Annotated in this window: 12 protein-coding genes; 6 read left to right on the plus strand and 6 right to left on the minus strand. The window is 70.8% G+C overall.

Annotated elements, in window-relative coordinates; all coding sequences use genetic code 11:
* Positions 1-6 precede the first annotated feature (6 nt).
* From ACIBH1_RS04535 to ACIBH1_RS04550, 4 genes are read left to right on the plus strand one after another with little or no spacing between them, the layout of a single operon-like run.
* A complete protein-coding gene (locus ACIBH1_RS04535; RefSeq protein ID WP_397312155.1) occupies positions 7-2,499 on the plus strand; it encodes an FtsX-like permease family protein in 2,493 nt (830 codons plus the stop codon).
* Positions 2,496-3,557 (plus strand): serine hydrolase domain-containing protein, encoded by a 1,062-nt coding sequence (locus tag ACIBH1_RS04540; protein WP_397312156.1) that lies wholly within the window; start codon positions 2,496-2,498, stop codon positions 3,555-3,557. The genes ACIBH1_RS04535 and ACIBH1_RS04540 overlap by 4 nt, the downstream gene beginning before the upstream one ends.
* A 31-nt stretch (positions 3,558-3,588) precedes the next feature.
* Complete coding sequence (locus ACIBH1_RS04545) at positions 3,589-4,176, plus strand: ArsR/SmtB family transcription factor (protein ID WP_397312157.1); 588 nt, start codon at positions 3,589-3,591, stop codon at positions 4,174-4,176.
* Positions 4,173-4,910 carry an SRPBCC domain-containing protein gene (locus ACIBH1_RS04550; RefSeq protein ID WP_397312158.1) on the plus strand — a complete coding sequence of 246 codons (738 nt, stop codon included), beginning with the start codon at positions 4,173-4,175 and terminating at the stop codon, positions 4,908-4,910. Before ACIBH1_RS04545 ends, ACIBH1_RS04550 begins: the two co-directional genes overlap by 4 nt.
* A 20-nt stretch (positions 4,911-4,930) precedes the next feature.
* On the opposite strand, the gene ACIBH1_RS04555 is transcribed toward ACIBH1_RS04550, so the two are convergent.
* Positions 4,931-6,103 carry an MFS transporter gene (locus tag ACIBH1_RS04555; RefSeq protein ID WP_397312159.1) on the minus strand — a complete coding sequence of 391 codons (1,173 nt, stop codon included), beginning with the start codon at positions 6,101-6,103 and terminating at the stop codon, positions 4,931-4,933.
* Positions 6,104-6,154: 51 nt separating this feature from the next.
* Here ACIBH1_RS04555 and ACIBH1_RS04560 point away from each other — a divergent pair, with 51 nt between their 5' ends.
* A complete protein-coding gene (locus ACIBH1_RS04560) occupies positions 6,155-6,865 on the plus strand; it encodes an SDR family NAD(P)-dependent oxidoreductase (protein ID WP_397312160.1) in 711 nt (236 codons plus the stop codon).
* A gap of 75 nt (positions 6,866-6,940) precedes the next feature.
* On the opposite strand, the gene ACIBH1_RS04565 is transcribed toward ACIBH1_RS04560, so the two are convergent.
* The 4 genes from ACIBH1_RS04565 to ACIBH1_RS04580 form a co-directional block, all read right to left on the minus strand.
* A complete protein-coding gene (locus ACIBH1_RS04565; protein ID WP_397312161.1) occupies positions 6,941-7,633 on the minus strand; it encodes a maleylpyruvate isomerase family mycothiol-dependent enzyme in 693 nt (230 codons plus the stop codon).
* Between the two features lie 65 nt (positions 7,634-7,698).
* A complete protein-coding gene (locus tag ACIBH1_RS04570; RefSeq protein ID WP_397312162.1) occupies positions 7,699-8,439 on the minus strand; it encodes a hypothetical protein in 741 nt (246 codons plus the stop codon).
* Between the two features lie 184 nt (positions 8,440-8,623).
* Complete coding sequence (locus ACIBH1_RS04575; protein ID WP_397312163.1) at positions 8,624-8,800, minus strand: hypothetical protein; 177 nt, start codon at positions 8,798-8,800, stop codon at positions 8,624-8,626.
* Between the two features lie 56 nt (positions 8,801-8,856).
* Positions 8,857-13,080, minus strand: a complete 4,224-nt coding sequence (locus ACIBH1_RS04580; RefSeq protein ID WP_397312164.1) for a discoidin domain-containing protein — start codon at positions 13,078-13,080, stop codon at positions 8,857-8,859.
* A gap of 270 nt (positions 13,081-13,350) precedes the next feature.
* Here ACIBH1_RS04580 and ACIBH1_RS04585 point away from each other — a divergent pair, with 270 nt between their 5' ends.
* The gene (locus ACIBH1_RS04585) at positions 13,351-14,400 is read left to right on the plus strand and encodes a LacI family DNA-binding transcriptional regulator (protein WP_397312165.1); all 1,050 of its coding nucleotides are present in this window, start codon (positions 13,351-13,353) and stop codon (positions 14,398-14,400) included.
* A gap of 87 nt (positions 14,401-14,487) precedes the next feature.
* On the opposite strand, the gene ACIBH1_RS04590 is transcribed toward ACIBH1_RS04585, so the two are convergent.
* On the minus strand, positions 14,488-15,039 hold a 552-nt coding region (locus ACIBH1_RS04590; RefSeq protein ID WP_397312166.1), incomplete at its 5' end, for an integrase core domain-containing protein.

Genomic DNA, 15,039 nt, shown 5'->3' on the forward strand with positions numbered 1-15,039 from the left:
GCGGCGATGCGGCCGGTGATCCGGTGGACCCTCAGGCTCCTCAGGCGCGAGTGGCGCGCCCAGCTCCTGGTCCTGTCGCTGCTCACGGTCGCCGTGACGGTCGGCGTGGGCGGCACGGCGGCCGTCTACAGCCTGGAGCCCGTCGGGCACGCCGGCGAGTTCGGCACCGCCAACCTGGCCTTCCGCTTCGGCGGCGCCGACCAGGCCGAGCTGGGCCGCAGCCTGGAGACGATCAGATCGGGGTACGGCCGGGCCGACGTGATCGGCCGCAGGCAGGTGCTGCTGCGCGGGGGAGCCCGGCTCATCGAGTTCAGGGCCCAGGACCCCGCCGGGCCGTACGGCAGGCCGATGCTGGCGCTGCGCGAGGGCCGCTATCCGGCGGGCAGGGACGAAGTGGCGGTCACCGAGGAGATCGCCCGCATCCTCGACCTGGCGCCCGGCTCACGCTTCACGCTCGACCAGAACGAGTGGACCGTCGTCGGCCTGGTGGAGAACCCTTCGAACCTGCGCGACGCCTTCGTGCTGGTCGCGCCCGCGCACGCCGGGCAGCCGACCACGGTGACCGTGCTCGCCCGCGGCGACCCGGACGCCGGCCTGGTCGCGCTTGAGAACTTCAACGTGGCCATCGCCGACCTCGACCCCGGCGAGGACCAGCTGATGGCGGCGGTCGTCGCCCTGGTGGGCGGGTCGCTGGCCCTGCTCCTGGTGGCGCTGGTCGCCGCCGCCGGTTTCGCGGTGGTCGGCAGGCGCCGCCAGCGCCAGCTCGGCATGCTCGCCGCGATCGGGGCGACCGAGCGGCAGCTGCGCCTGGTCATGGTGGCCAACGGCGCGGCGGTCGGGCTGGTCGCGGCGTGCGTGGGGGCCGCGGCGGGCCTGCTGGGCTGGATGGCGGCGGTGCCGGCGATGGAACCGGTGGTGCAGGCGCGGATCGACCGCTCGCAGGTGGTGCCGTGGTGGCTGGTGGCCGTCACGATGGTGCTGGCGGTGCTGGTGTCGGCGGCGGCCGCGTGGTGGCCGGCCAGGGCGTTGTCCCGCGTGCCGGTCGTGCGGGCGTTGTCGGGCCGGCCGGGTCCGCCCAGCCCGGTGCGGGGGCCGATGGTGGCGGCCGCGGTGCTGGTGGTGGCGGGACTGACCGCGATGGCGGCAGCCGACCCCCTGGCGGGGCTCTTCATGACGGCCGGCTCCCCGGCGGGGGCCGGTGGTGCAGGCGGCTTCTCGGCGGGGTCTGGCGACGCCGGCGGGTTCTCGCTGGAGCCGCTGCTGACCGCGGCGGGGGCGTTCGTGGCCGCCTGCGGGGTGCTGCTGGCCAGTCCCGTCGCGATCAGGCTGCTGGCGGCCGTGGTGCCGCGGGCTCCCGTGCCGGTGCGCCTCGCCGTACGCGACCTGGTCCGTCACCAGTCGCGCTCCGCGGCGGCGCTCGCGGCCACGAGCCTGGCCCTGGGCCTGGCCGCCTCGGTCGTGCTCGCGGTCGGGGTGGCCGAGCGGGACCTGGCCTCCGGCAACCTGTCGGAGCGGCAGCTGATCGTCACCGAGGAGCGCAACCGGATCCGCGAGCTGGTCACCATCCGCACCCCCGACGGCATCGCGCACCTGCGCGCCAGGGTCGGTGAGATCGCCGCCACGCTCGACGACCCCGCCGTGATCCCTCTCCTGATGCCGGTCGATCCGCGCGAACCGGCTCGTCCCGGCCGCGACAACACCATGCGGACCGCCTTCCGGCACGCCGTGCAGATCGGCGACGGGCCGCGGACGGCCAGGCCGGGCCCGCTGTTCGTGGCCACGCCCGAGCTGCTCGCGATCTACGGCATCGACGCGGCGACGCTGGACCCCGGGGTCGACGTGCTGACAGTACGGCAGGGCGAGGTCGGCCTGCGCCACATGGTCAAGGAGGAGGTGGTGACCCGGGTGCAGCGCCTGGACACCCCCGCCTACACGATGGCGCCCACCTCCCTGATCACCGCCGCCGGGCTGGAGCGACGGGACTGGAAGGGCGAGTTCGCGGGTTTCCTCGTACAGGCGGGCGAGCCCCTGACCAGCGCCCAGATCGCCAACGCCTACATCATCGCGAGCGGCACGAGCATGATGGTGATCGCCCGCGACAGCACGAGCATCCAGGACCTGCGCATGGTGCGCACGGGCATGATCACGGTGGGCGCCGTGGCCGCGCTGGCGGTGCTGGCCCTGTCGGTCGGGCTGGTGCGCGGGGAGAGCGCGGGCGACCTGCGCACTCTGACGGCCACCGGCGCGAGCGGCCGGGTCAGGCGGGCGATCACCGCCTCCACGGTCGGCGCGCTGGCCGTGCTCGGCGTGGTCCTCGGCGTCGGCGGCGCCTACCTGGGGCTGGCCGCGCTGTACTTCGGCGAGTTCGAGGTGCTGCTCCCGGTGCCGGTCGGGCATCTGGCGCTGGTCGGGGCGGGCGTGCCCGCGCTGGCGACGCTGGGCGGCTGGCTCCTGGCCGGCAAGGAGCCGGCGGTGATCTCCAGGCGGGTGCTGGAATGAGGCGGATCCTGCCGGTCCTGCTGCTGGTCGCGGGGTGCGCCGCCTATCAGCAGAGCGACCTGCACGACGCGGTCAGGCGCGTCAGGAACGCCGGGGCCGTCGGCGCCCAGGCGATGATGGCCGTGGACGGGCGCCTCATCGCCGCCACCAGCGGCCCCGCCGTACCGGAGAACGGGCACTTCCGCATCGGCAGCACGACCAAGACCTTCGTCGCCACCGTGGTGCTCCAGCTGCGCGCGGAGGGCAGGCTCCGGCTGGAGGACCCGGTGGCCAGGCACCTGCCGGGCGTGGTCCCGGAGAGGATCACCGTCACGGACCTGCTGCGGCACACCAGCGGCCTGCCCGACTACAGCCATGATCCCGAATGGGACCCCTTCGCCACGGCCGAGGTCTTCGCCCAGCGGCGCTTCCGGCACTACGCCGCGCGCGACCTGGTCGAGGTCGCCATGCGGCGCCCGCCCAGGAGCGAGCCGGGGCTCGCGCACCAGTACTCCAACACCAACTACGTCGTGCTCGGCATGCTGATCGAGGCGGTGACCGGGCGCGGCTGGCAGCAGGAGGTGCGTGGCCGGATCATCGAGCCGCTCGGCCTGACCGGGACCAGCACGGGGGATGGCACGCGGGTTCCCGAGCCCCACGCCAGAGGCTTCACCCGCTTCGAGCCCGGCGGCCCGCTGGTGGACACGACGCGGCTCGACCCCAGCGCGGGCGATGCGGGCGGGGCGATCATCAGCACCCCGCGCGACCTGCTGCGCTTCTTCGCCGCCCTGCTCGGCGGCGAGCTGCTCGCGCCCGCCGAGCTGGCCGCGATGAAGAACACGGTGCCCGCCGAGGGCGGGAGGTACGGCCTGGGCCTGGCGTGGAGCGAGCTGACGTGCGGCGGGGGCTACTGGAGGCACGGCGGTGCGGTGCCCGGCTACCTGACGTACGAGGGGTTCGCCGACGACGGCAGGCGCGGGGTCGTGTTGTCGGTGTCGAGCATGTCGATGGACGGATTCTCCGACCTGGAGCAGGATGCGGCCGCGCAGGAGCTGATCGATGCGGCGTTGTGCGCTTGACAAATTTTTTTGTCGCGTGCACGCTGGGGATATGTTCGACGTGGCAGTGATCGAAGATCCCGGTGCGGCGGAGGCGTCGCTGGATCCCATGCGTGCGCGCCTGCTGGCCGAGCTCGCCGAGCCCGGCTCGGCCAGCAGCCTGGCGGCCAAGGTCGGTCTGCCTAGGCAGAAGGTCAACTACCACCTGCGCACCCTGGAGAAGCACGGCCTGGTGGAGCTCGTCGAGGAGCGCAGGAAGGGCAACTTCACCGAGCGTGTCCTGCGCGCGTCGGCGGCGTCCTACGTGATCTCGCCGAGCGCGCTCAGCGCCGTGCAGCCGGACCCGGACAAGGCCCCCGACCGGCTGTCGGCCCGCTGGCTGCTGGCGCTCGCGGCCCGACTGATCAAGGAGGTGGGCCTGCTGGTCACCGGCGCCACCAAGGCGGGCAAGAAGGTGGCCACCTTCGCCCTGGACGCCGAGGTGCGCTTCGCCAGCGGAGCCGACCGGGCGGCGTTCGCCGAGGAGCTCGCGCACGCTGTCGCAACCCTTGTCAGCAAATATCACGACGAAAACGCGGAAGGCGGCCGTCCCCACCGGGTCCTGGTCGCCGTGCATCCCGCCGTTAAGGAGCAGCAGTGACCAAGGAATTCGAGATCAGCAAAGAGGTTGAGCTGCAGGCCACGCCCGAGCAGGTCTGGGAGGCCATCGCCACCGGTCCCGGCCTGGCGTCGTGGCTCTTCCCGCACTCGGTCGACCCCGGCGTCGGCGGCAAGCTCCGCCTGGAGGTCGCGGGCTACACCGAGGAGTCGACCATCACCGGCTGGGACCCGCCCAGGAGGCTGACCGTCGAGAGCCCTCCCGGCGAGGACGGCACGCTCATGGCCTTCGAGTACCTCATCGAGGGGCGCGACGGCGGCAGCACGGTGCTGAAGTTCGTGCACAGCGGCCACCTCGGCGAGGGCTGGGGCGACGAGTACATCATCATGACCGGCCACGGCTGGGACCAGTACCTTCACTCGCTGTCGGAGTACCTCACCCACTTCCTCGGACGCCACGCCGTCTACGTGCTGGCCGAGGGGCCCAAGGAGCAGACCGAGGTGTGGCCGGCGTTCGCCGCCGCGCTCGGGCTGACGCAGATGCCCTCGCCGGGTGACACCGTACGGCTGCCGCACGGGGCGCAGGGCGTGGTCGACTACACGGTCGAGCCGGCGTTCTACGGGTTCTTCCTGGGGGTGCGCACGGACGACGGGCTCTACCGCTTCCAGGGCAAGCCGGACTCGGTCGACATCGCCCATCACCTGTTCGGCGCCGACGTCGACCAGAAGGAGTCCGAGCGTTACTGGCGCGAGTGGATCGCCGGCGTCTACGCCTAGGCGATTGACCGTGAGCCGTCTCAGCGGGGCACGCGGGTGATCCACTGGAAGGCCACCAGGGCCGTCCCGCCCGCCGCGCAGGCCGCCGCCACCGCGGTCATCACCACCGCGTATCCGGTGACCTGCGCCGCGAAGGCGGCCACCAGCGGCGCCATCGCCTTGGCCGCCAGGATCGGCAGGGCGGTGGCGCCGCTGATCGAGGCGTAGGCCGCCGTGCCGTACCTCTCGGCCAGCAGCGCGGGGCGGGCGATGGTGGCCACCCCGAAGCCCAGCCCGAAGAGCACCACCGAGCCGATCGCCCCCGGCACGCTCCGCCCGGTCAGGGGCAGCAGCAGCGCCGCCAGCGCCTGCAGGCCGAAGACCGCGGCGGTGACCAGGGCGATCGGCCACCGGCTCTGCAGGCCGGTGGTGATCACCCGTCCGGTCACCGACAGCACGCCGAGCAGGCCCGCCACGGTGGCGGCGAACAGCGGCGGATGGCCCAGCACGATCAGATATGTCACCAGCAGCATCGCCACCACCGCGACCGCGCCGGTCTGGGTGAGGAAGGCGAAGGCCAGCAGCCAGAACGGCCGCTCGCGCAGGGCCGCGCCGACCCCGGCGGGCGCTCGGGTCAGGGGCCTGACCCGGGGCAGGCTGGCGTGCAGCGGCACCGCGATCACCCCGTAGCCGATCGCCAGGATCACCAGCGCCGTGCGCCAGCCGTACCCCTCGACCAGCAGCCCCGTGAGCGGCATGAAGACGGTCGAGGCGAACCCGGCGACGATCGTGACTGCCAGGAGCGCCTTGGACCGCCGCTCCGGGTCGAACCAGGCGACGATCACCGCGAAGGCGGTCTCGTAGAGCACCATCGCCGCTGCCACGCCCAGCACCAGGCAGACCAGGTAGAGCTGGAGCACGTTCTGCACCTGCGACCAGGCGAGCAGGCTGGCGGTGCCGAGCAGCGAGCCCAGGGTCATCATGCCGCGCCCGCCGCGCCGGTCGAGCCGGCGGCCCAGGAGCGGGGCGGCCAGGCCCGACACCAGGTTCGCGAGCGTGATCGCCACGGTCAGCTGGGCGACGCCGGCGCCCAGGTCGCGGGTCATGGGCGGGATGAAGACCGAGAAGGCGTAGTACAGGACGCCGAAACCGATGGTCTGGGTGATCGCCAGCGCGGCGACCAATCGGGTTCCCGTCGTCCGTGCGCGCAGCACGCTTCGACTCTCGCACGACTAATCCGGATCTTCAGTGACTAGGGTCACAATATGGGCGATTCATATGTAGTGACCGGAGGCGCGCAGGGCATCGGACGGGCGATCGCGGAGGCGCTGCCCGGCAAGGTCGTCGTGATCGACCGGGCGGGACCCGCCGACGTGGTGGGCGACGCGGGCGACCCGGCCGTGGCCGCGCGGGCCGCCGACCTGGCCGAGGAGTACGGCACGCTGAAGGGCTGGGTGAACAACGCCGCGATCTTCAGGGACGCGTCGCTGCACTCCTCCCCGGTCGAGGAGGTGCTGGGGCTCATCCAGGCCAACCTCGCCCTGGCCGTCGTGGGATGCGCGGAAGCCGTACGCAGGTACCTGGCGCGCGGGAGCGGGGGAGCGATCGTCAACATCACCTCCCACCAGGCGCAGCGGCCCGTGCCCGGCGCCCTGCCGTACGCCACGGCCAAGGCGGGCGTCGAGGGGCTCACCCGCGCCCTCGCGGTGGAGTACGGCCGGCACGGGATCAGGGTCAACGCCGTCGCGCCCGGCACGGTGGCCACCGGCCGCTACCGCGAGATGGTCGCCGAGCGCGGCCCGTCGGTCGAGGCGGAGGTGGCCAGGCTGCAGCCGCTCGGGCGCGCCGCAGGACCGGAGGAGGTCGCGGCGACGGTGGCCTACCTGCTGTCGGACGCGGCGAGCTTCGTCTCGGGCGTGACCGTGCCGGTCGACGGCGGCCGCGCGGCCCTCGGCCTGGACCCCGAGGGGATCTGACCGGGAGTGGCCTGGGCCCTCAGCGGTCTGGGCCCGTGGCGACCTGAGCCTGAGCTTCGCGGTTTTGACCGGCGGCTAGGCCAGGCAGCGCAGGGCGGAGGCCAGTTCCTGGTCCAGCGGGTGGCCGGCGGGCAGGCGTCCCACGGTGGCCTCCACGAACTCCTGGAAGGACAGCGGGGCGCCGGCGTCGCCCGCGTGCACCCACATCTGCTCGGCCGTCCGCTCCACCTGGACCTTCGCCCCCGCCTCCTCCAGCGCGAACAGTCCGACGTCGACGCGCCACCGCGTGCGCGCCCGCGCCTCGTCGTCGTCGACCCCGGCGCCCACGTCGTCGGCGTGGGTGGCGTACTCCGAGCAGTAGTGGAAGGTCTGCAGCCCCACGGGATACGGCCCGGCGGCGGTCGCCAGGGTGGCGTCGCGTCCGAGGGCCCGCATGCGCTCGCGCGTCTGCCCGTTGCGCTCGCGCCACTCGGCCAGCACGTCGGCGACCGGCAGGTCACGCCGCTGCTCCACACACCACTGGTTGAAGTCGTCGAACCCGCGCACGCCGACCTCTTCCAGCTTGGCCATCAGCGCGGGCACCGAGCCGTCAAGGCAGGCGTGGTTGTAGAGCTCCTCGCCGGCCAGGTGGCCCAGCACGTCGCGGACCGACCAGCCTTCGCAGCGGGAGGGCCTGGCCCAGCCGCGCTCGTCGAGCGTGGCGAAGTGCCGCTCCAGCCTGGCCGCCTCGGTGTCGAAGATGTCGAAGGGATCGTGGTTGTCCAGCATGCAAGCAGCCCTACCCACGAAAGAGCCCGGCTCCTCTCGGGGAGCCGGGCTCGTTCGCTCACTTCTTAGTGGTGGGAGTACCAGGAGCGCTTGACGCGCACGTACTCGTAGCCACTGGTCGAGCCGTTGAGCTCGTCGCTACCGGCGAACACGGCCTTGAACGTGCCGGACTTCCACGCCTTGGTGGTGGCGTAGAAGCGGCCGTGACGGTCGGTCCAGTCGCGGGCGACCCACTTCCAGCCGCTGTGACGGCTCTGGCGGTAGTAGATGTTGACCTTCTCGCCGCGCAGGTTGTGCCAGCCATCGTCGTTCACCTGGAGGCGACCGGCGAAGTAGATCTTCTTGCCCTTCTTCACGCTCTCCGGGTTGGCGGAGAAGTGCCTGAAGCGGGTGTCGTGCTTGCCCGCGGGGGCCTGCTCGACGTAGAAGTAGGCACGGTCGGAGTCCGTCTTGCTGGTCTGGACGTCCGTGGCGAGCGCGGTGGCCTTCCACTTACCGGCCGGGTCGTTGCCGTTGAACGAGACCGTGTACACCCACTTCTCGGTGTTGCCGATCTCCTTGGCGACGAACGTGCGGACCTGTCCGTCGGCGGGCTCGACCGCGATCTCGACCTTGTCGACATCGGGCGACGCCTCGACGACGATCTTCACCTTGGTCTCGCCGCCGCGGGGCACCTCGACCGGGTTCGGCGAGATGTCGACGATGTCCACCGTGGGATCGGTGGTGGTCGCGAACGCCGCGCTCGCGGGAACGAGCATGGTGCTGCCGGCCGCGACGGCCAGAAGAGATACTGCGAGTTTCTTCATGAGGGTGCTGATTCCTCTCCCCGTTACCAGGGGGCCGGCTCGGGACTGCCGACCCTCTATTTACTTTGAGGCACAAATTGGGAAGAAGGTTGACTCAAGTTGCGGAAATTTTGTGATCAAGGTTCTGACCTGGTGGATCTTGACAGAATCCGTTTACCTGGGTTTGGGATGACCGAAATACCGGTCAGGCGGCCAGGATCCGGGGTCCGGAGAGCTTCGCCGCAGGCCGGCCGGTGTTCCCCGTGAACACCAGGCGCATCTGGCGCACCGCGGCCACATTGAAGCTCACTCCGACGACCTCGCCCGCCGCCGGGCCGAAGGCGCGGCCACGCGGCCCCACGATCTCCGAGAACGTCGGCACGATGGCGAACAGGGGTGCGGCAGCCGGCCGCACCCCTGTTCAGCAGGAGGTATCCGTCAGTTGATGTTGATGGTGAAGGTGGTCGTCGTGTTGCGGATGTTGGTGTGGTTGTTGGTCATGGTGAGGTTGTTGAAGGTGACCGAGCCCACCGCCGGGCCCTGACCGGGCTCAGGGAGCTCGTTGGCCCAGAGGGCGAAGCCCGACTTGGCGTCGAACTCGTCGCCGCTCTTCTTCGCACCGGAGATGCTGATGTTCGTCAGGATCGTGTCGGTCATCGGGTTCTCCGGCTGACCGCCGTTGTACTTCGTCTGGAACATGATCCCGTGATAGGTGGGATCGACGATGTCCACGTTGGTGACGCGGATGCCGCGGAACTCCTTGGAGGCCGAGAACAGCCAGATGGCCGGGAAGGTCTGGGCGCCCCAGAAGTGGCCGCCCGCCCGCATGATCGAGATGTTCTCGAACCTCGTCGGCGTGGTGCCGAACCCGCGGAAGGGGTAGCCGAAGTCGAGCGAGCTGATCGTGATGCCCGAGTAGGTCAGCGTGTCGGCGATGTAGATGTTGCGGAAGACGTTGTCGAGACCGCCGTAGACGGCCAGGCCCGCGGCACGCCAGGACAGCGTCGCCGACAGGTTCTCGAAGACGTTGCCCGTGTTGTCGCCCTGGGCGATGTCCTGCGCGTTGAACAGGGCGAACGCGTCGTCTCCCGAGGTTCTGGAGTCGACGTTCCGCACCGTGTTGTTGCGGCTGTTGTTGGTGAAGTTGATCGCGTCCGCGAACAGGTTGCGAGCCCGGCTGTTCGTGACGGTCACGTTCTGGATGTTGGTGCCCCAGACCATGACCACCTGGTGCTCGACCCACAGGTTGTCGAGGGTGAGGTTGGCGACCCCGTTCAGGTTGAACACCTTGCCGGGACCGTCGATGCGCGAGATGTAGTTGCCGAACACGGCGAACCCGGTGAACGACGAGCCTCCGGCGGTCGACGCCACCTCGAAGCCGACGTCGGTGTTGGACTGGCCGGTGGGGGCGTGGAACCTGGAGAACCAGGGGCCGGCGCCGACCAGCTTGATCGCCTTGCCGTACACGTTGAACTTCTGGGTGATCTGATAGGTGCCCGCGGGCAGGTACACGCCCTCCCAGCCGCTCTCCATCCTGGCCTTGTCGAGGGCCGCCTGGACGTCCTGGTGGCCGGTGCCGTTGGGGACGACGTACTTGGCGGGGTCGGGGTTGGCGATCGGCGCGACCTGCTCGGTGTCGATGAAGTCGATCGCGTAGGTGGTGGTGTTGGCGGCGTCCTTCTGCAGGCGGATCTTGGTGCCCGCGGGGAAGGTGCCGTCGAGCATCACGTTGGCCTCGTCGTAGATGTGACGGGGGGCGCCGGAGCCGGGCGACTCGTTGGGTCCCGCCTCGGGGCCGTAGTGCCACATGTGCCGTGAGGTCAGGTTGATCGCCTTGTGGAAGGCGCCGTTGACGTAGACGTTCAGGGTGGAGTTGATGCCGCCGCCGCCCGGCGCGTCGGGGATGGAGAACCGGGTGACCAGCGTGTTCGTGCTGGCCTTGGTGGTGAACTCGACGAAGGCGCCCGTCTGGTTGAGCGTGACGGCCTTGCGGCCCGAGGCCTCGCCGTCCACCTCGCCGATGTCGCGGCTGGGCCCGACCACGGCGGCGCCTCCGCCGGTGGCGGCGTCCTCCGCCTCGTAGTGGTCGTAGGGCATGTTGGCGCCGCGTCCCACGAACAGCGACTGGCTGACGGTGTTGTTGGCCCGCTTCACCGGCAGCTCGTTGGCGTCGTCGGCGACGACAGCGCGCACGGTGAACCGGCCGTTGGCGGCGGTCCAGGTGCCCATGGTGACCGGCGAGGTGGTGGCGCCGGCCGCGATGGCGCCGTTGTGGCCGCCGGTCAGGGTCCTGACGGTGGCGCCCGAGTCGTCCAGCACGGTGACCGTGATGGGGTGCGCACCGGCGGCGGAGGCCACGGTGCCCTGGTTCTTCAGCGCCACGGAGAAGGTGACCGTGCCGCCGTTCGACGGGTTGCCGGGCGACCAGGTCACCAGCGGCACCAGGTCGGAGCTGTCGACCTGGCGGACCACCAGGGCGGAGGAGGCGGTGAAGGAGTTGTTGCCCTCGTTCTGCTCGATGACCGTGCCGGCCTCGTCGACCTTGGCGGTCAGGGTGTAGGAGCCGGCGTCGCGCGGGCCGATGCCGGCCGTGACGGTCGTGGAGGCGCCGGCCGCCAGAGCGCCGACGCTTGCCGTACCGACCTTGGTCTCGCCGAGGTAGAGGTTGACGTTCGTGGCCGCGGAGGCGGCGGTGCCCTGGTTCTTCACCGTGGCCGACAGGGTGATCGCGTCGGTCTCGACGGGGGAGGCCGGGGTCCACGACGCGGCGGTGACCACGAGATCGGGGTTGGGCGCCGCGGAGCCGAACACCTGGAACTCGGCGATCTGACCGCCGGGGGCGCCGGTGTTGCTGGAGAACCTCAGCTGCACGTCGGCGACGGTGGCGGTGAGGGGGATGGTCACGCTGTTGCCGGAGGCGGGGTTGAAGACGTAGTCGTCGGCCGGCTTGAGGCTGGTGTAGGTCGTGGAACCCTGGTCGCGGCCCAGGACCTGGATGTTCTGGGTCCGGGTGCCCCACGCGGTGGCCGGGTTGAGCTTGGCCACGACCTGGGTGAGGTTGGCGTTGGCGCCCAGCTTGACGGTGAGGGTGTTGGGGAAGGCGCCCGAGTTGGCCTCCCAGTAGGTGTTCAGGTCGCCGTCGACCGCGTTGGCCGCCACGAAGGTGTGGACGTGGCCGGATGCGACGACCTCCTTGCCGGTCGCGAGGTTCGTCCCGGTGCCCGTGCCGGTGCGGGTGACCGCGTTGCTCTCGGCGGAGACGTTGCCCGCGGCGTCCTTGGCCTTGACGTGGTAGGTCACCGTGGCGGTCGCCGGCTGGTCGTCGGTGTGGGTCGTGACGTTCCCGGCCACAGAGGCGCGGAGCGCGCCGTTGGCGTAGATGTCGTAGCCGGTGACGCCGACGTTGTCGGTGGAGGCGGTCCAGGTGAGCCGGATCTGGCCGCCGGCCGGCTGGGTGTAGGCCAGGTTCGAGGGCGCGGTCGGCGCCTGGGTGTCACCGGTGTCGCCCTGGCGGGTGACGGTGTTGCTGGCGGGCGACTGGTTGCCCGCGGCGTCCTTGGCCTTGACGTGGTAGGAGACCGTCTCGGTGGCGGGCCGGTTGTCGGTGTAGGTGGTGACGTTGCCCGCGACGCTGGTCAGCAGGGCGTTGTTGGCGTAGATGTCGTAGCCGGTGACGCCGACGTTGTCGGTGGAGGCGGTCCAGGTGAGCCGGATCTGGCCGCCGGCCGGCTGGGTGTAGGCCAGGTTCGAGGGCGCGGTCGGCGCCTGGGTGTCACCGGTGTCCGGTCCGTAGACCTCGAGCTCCGACAGCTGCCCCGCCGGCCAGCCGGTGTTGGCGGTGATGTGCACCCTGACGTAGCGGACGATCGCCGCGTTGAAGGTGATCGTCGCCGTCGGGTTGAAGGTGCGGCCCGCCGACGCCACGAGGTCGGTGAAGTTCGTCCCGTCGGTGCTGCCGCGGACCGCCAGCGTCTGGGTGCGCGACTCCCATCCGGCCGGCAGCTTCAGCACGACCCTGTTGACGCTGACGGCCGAGCCCAGGTCCACCTGGATCCACTGCGGGAAGGCGTTGTTGGCGCTCTCCCAGTAAGTGGCCTGGTTGCCGTCGTTGGCGTTGCTCGCGACGAGGCCGTTGCCGTTCGTGCTGGAGCTCATCGCCCGGCCCGAGGCGAGGTTGCCGGAGGAGGTGGCGGTGCCGTAGATCTCGAACTCCGACAGCTGGCCCGCCTGCCAGCCGGTGTTGGCGGTGATGTTCACCCGGACGTAGCGGGTGGTCGTGGCCGGGAAGTTGATCGTCACGGTGTTGCCGGTGCCCGGGGAGAACGTGTACGGCGCCGAGCCGACGATGGCGCCGAAGCCGGTGCCGTCGGTGCTGCCCTGGACGGTCAGGGTCTGCGTCCTCGACTCCCATCCGGCCGGCAGCTTCAGGACCACCTGGTCGATGCTGGTGCTCGCGCCGAGATCCACCCTGGCCCACTGGGGGAAGGCGTTGTTGGTGCTCTCCCAGTAGGTGGCCTGGTTGCCGTCGTTGACGTTGCCGGCCGTGTAGTTCTGGGTGGAGGAGCTGGTCGTGACGGGTTTGCCGGCTGCGAGGTTGGGGCCGCCCGCTGCCATCGCGGGGGCCGAGGGTAAGCCGACGGCCGCGAGTAAGGTCGCGATCATGACCGCAACCAGGCGAAGGATCGAGGGGCGTTGTCTCATGGGGGGCCTCATGGGGGGTGCGAACCTCTCTTGGGGCGTGCTGAGTTGGCCTCACCATAAGATGGCTCGCAGAAGGCTGCAATATTTCGACTAGATTTCGCAGATACTCGACTGACAGCTGCAGTTGATGTGCGCACGGCCCTTGTGTCGCCGTTGTGCGCTCGTCGTTTCCAGGACCTTCGTCCCGGGGAGCGCAAGCCCTTGCGCAAGTGCCGCAGTATGCTTGCGCTCGTGACTGAATCCCCGGCGTCCGGCCGCACCGCCACCCGTCGGCTCGCCGAGGTCGCCAAGAAGGTCGGCGTCAGCGAAGCCACCGTCAGCCGCGTGCTGAACGGCAAGCCCGGCGTCTCCGAGGCGACCCGCGCGGCCGTGCTCACCGCGCTCGACGTGCTCGGCTACGAGCGGCCCACCCAGCTGCGCGGCGAACGTGCCCGCCTGGTCGGCCTGGTGCTCCCGGAACTGGCCAACCCGATCTTCCCCGCGCTGGCCGAGGTGGTCGGCGGCGCGCTGGCCCAGCGCGGCTTCACCCCCGTGCTCTGCACCCGTACGGCAGGCGGCCTGTCCGAGGCCGACTACGTCGAGATGCTGCTCGACCAGCAGGTCTCCGGCGTGGTCTTCGCCGGCGGCCACTTCGCCGAGGACGACGCGCCCCACGACCACTACCACCGCCTGCTGGAGCTGCGCCTGCCCGTGGTGCTGGTCAACGCCGCCACCGAGGGCCTGGCCTTCCCGCGGGTGTCGACCGACGACGAGGTCGCCGTCGAGCAGGCTTTCGGCCACCTGGTCTCGCTGGGCCACGAACGCATCGGCATGGTGCTCGGCCCCGAGGACCACGTGCCCTCCAACCGCAAGCTCCAGGCCTTCCGCGCCGAGGCCGCCAAGGCCGGGCTGGAGGTCGGGCCGCAGGACGTGGAGCGCAGCCTCTTCGCCCTGGAGGGCGGCCAGGCCGTGACCAACCGCCTGGTCAAGCGCGGTATCACCGGCATCATCTGCGCCAGCGACGTGCTCGCCCTCGGTGCCATAAGAGCCGTGCGGCGTCTGGGCCTGTCGGTGCCCGAGGACGTCTCCGTCGTCGGCTACGACGACTCGGCCTTCATGAACTGCACGCATCCGCCGCTCACCACCGTGCGCCAGCCGCTGGAGTCGATCGGGCGCACGGCCGTCACGCTGCTGGTGAGCCAGATCGACGGGGCGGTGGCCTCGACGGAGGAGCTGCTCTTCGAGCCCGAGCTGGTCGTGCGCGGCTCGACCGGCCCCGTGCGCGCGAAGGTCGACGCCTAGCGCGAAGGTCGACGCCAGCACGAAGGTCGACGCCAGCGCGAAGGCCGACGCCAGCGCGAAGGCCGACGCCAGCGCGAAGGCCGACGCCTAGCTGTAATGACCTGAGAGGTTAGGAACGCGGCTGGCAGGTGGCTGGCCACCGAGTGCGGTGTGACCGCGGTGGTGATTGTAGGCGTGTAGCCACTGTGGGAGTGTCCGGCGGCGTTCGTTTTCGCTGGTGTAGAGCCTGCTGTAGGCCCATTCCTCCAGCAGGGTGCGGTTGTAGCGTTCGACTTTGCCGTTGGTTTGGGGCCGGTAGGGGCGGGTGCGTTTGTGGGTGATGCCGGCTGCGTTCAGGGTGTCGCGCCACAGGTGGGAGCGGTAGCAGGAGCCGTTGTCGGTCAGCACGCGGCGCACGGTGATTCCGGCGGCGGCGAAGTAGGCGTGGGCGCGCTGCCAGAACGCGACGGCGCTTTCCCGGGTCTCGTCGGGCAGGATTTCGGTGTAGGCCAGGCGGGAGTGGTCGTCGACGGCGTTGTGCAGGTAGCTGTAGCCGAGGTTGGGGCGGCCGTGGCGGGTGCGTGGCCGGGTGGGGTCGCGGTGGGCGGAGCTGTTGCGGCTGCCGGTGGCGCGGCCGTGGGCTTTGTGGCCGCCGCCGTC

Source organism: Nonomuraea sp. NPDC050663, from assembly GCF_044456985.1.
Taxonomy (GTDB): domain Bacteria; phylum Actinomycetota; class Actinomycetes; order Streptosporangiales; family Streptosporangiaceae; genus Nonomuraea.

Excerpts from the sequence above, each read along its gene's own strand:
- ACIBH1_RS04535 (WP_397312155.1), top strand. The coding sequence starts at position 7 with ATGCGGCCGGTGATCCGGTGGACCCTCAGGCTCCTCAGGCGCGAGTGG.
- ACIBH1_RS04540 (WP_397312156.1), top strand. The coding sequence starts at position 2,496 with ATGAGGCGGATCCTGCCGGTCCTGCTGCTGGTCGCGGGGTGCGCCGCC.
- ACIBH1_RS04545 (WP_397312157.1), top strand. The coding sequence starts at position 3,589 with ATGTTCGACGTGGCAGTGATCGAAGATCCCGGTGCGGCGGAGGCGTCG.
- ACIBH1_RS04560 (WP_397312160.1), top strand. The coding sequence starts at position 6,155 with ATGGGCGATTCATATGTAGTGACCGGAGGCGCGCAGGGCATCGGACGG.
- ACIBH1_RS04565 (WP_397312161.1), bottom strand. The coding sequence starts at position 7,633 with ATGCTGGACAACCACGATCCCTTCGACATCTTCGACACCGAGGCGGCC.
- ACIBH1_RS04570 (WP_397312162.1), bottom strand. The coding sequence starts at position 8,439 with ATGAAGAAACTCGCAGTATCTCTTCTGGCCGTCGCGGCCGGCAGCACC.
- ACIBH1_RS04580 (WP_397312164.1), bottom strand. The coding sequence starts at position 13,080 with ATGATCGCGACCTTACTCGCGGCCGTCGGCTTACCCTCGGCCCCCGCG.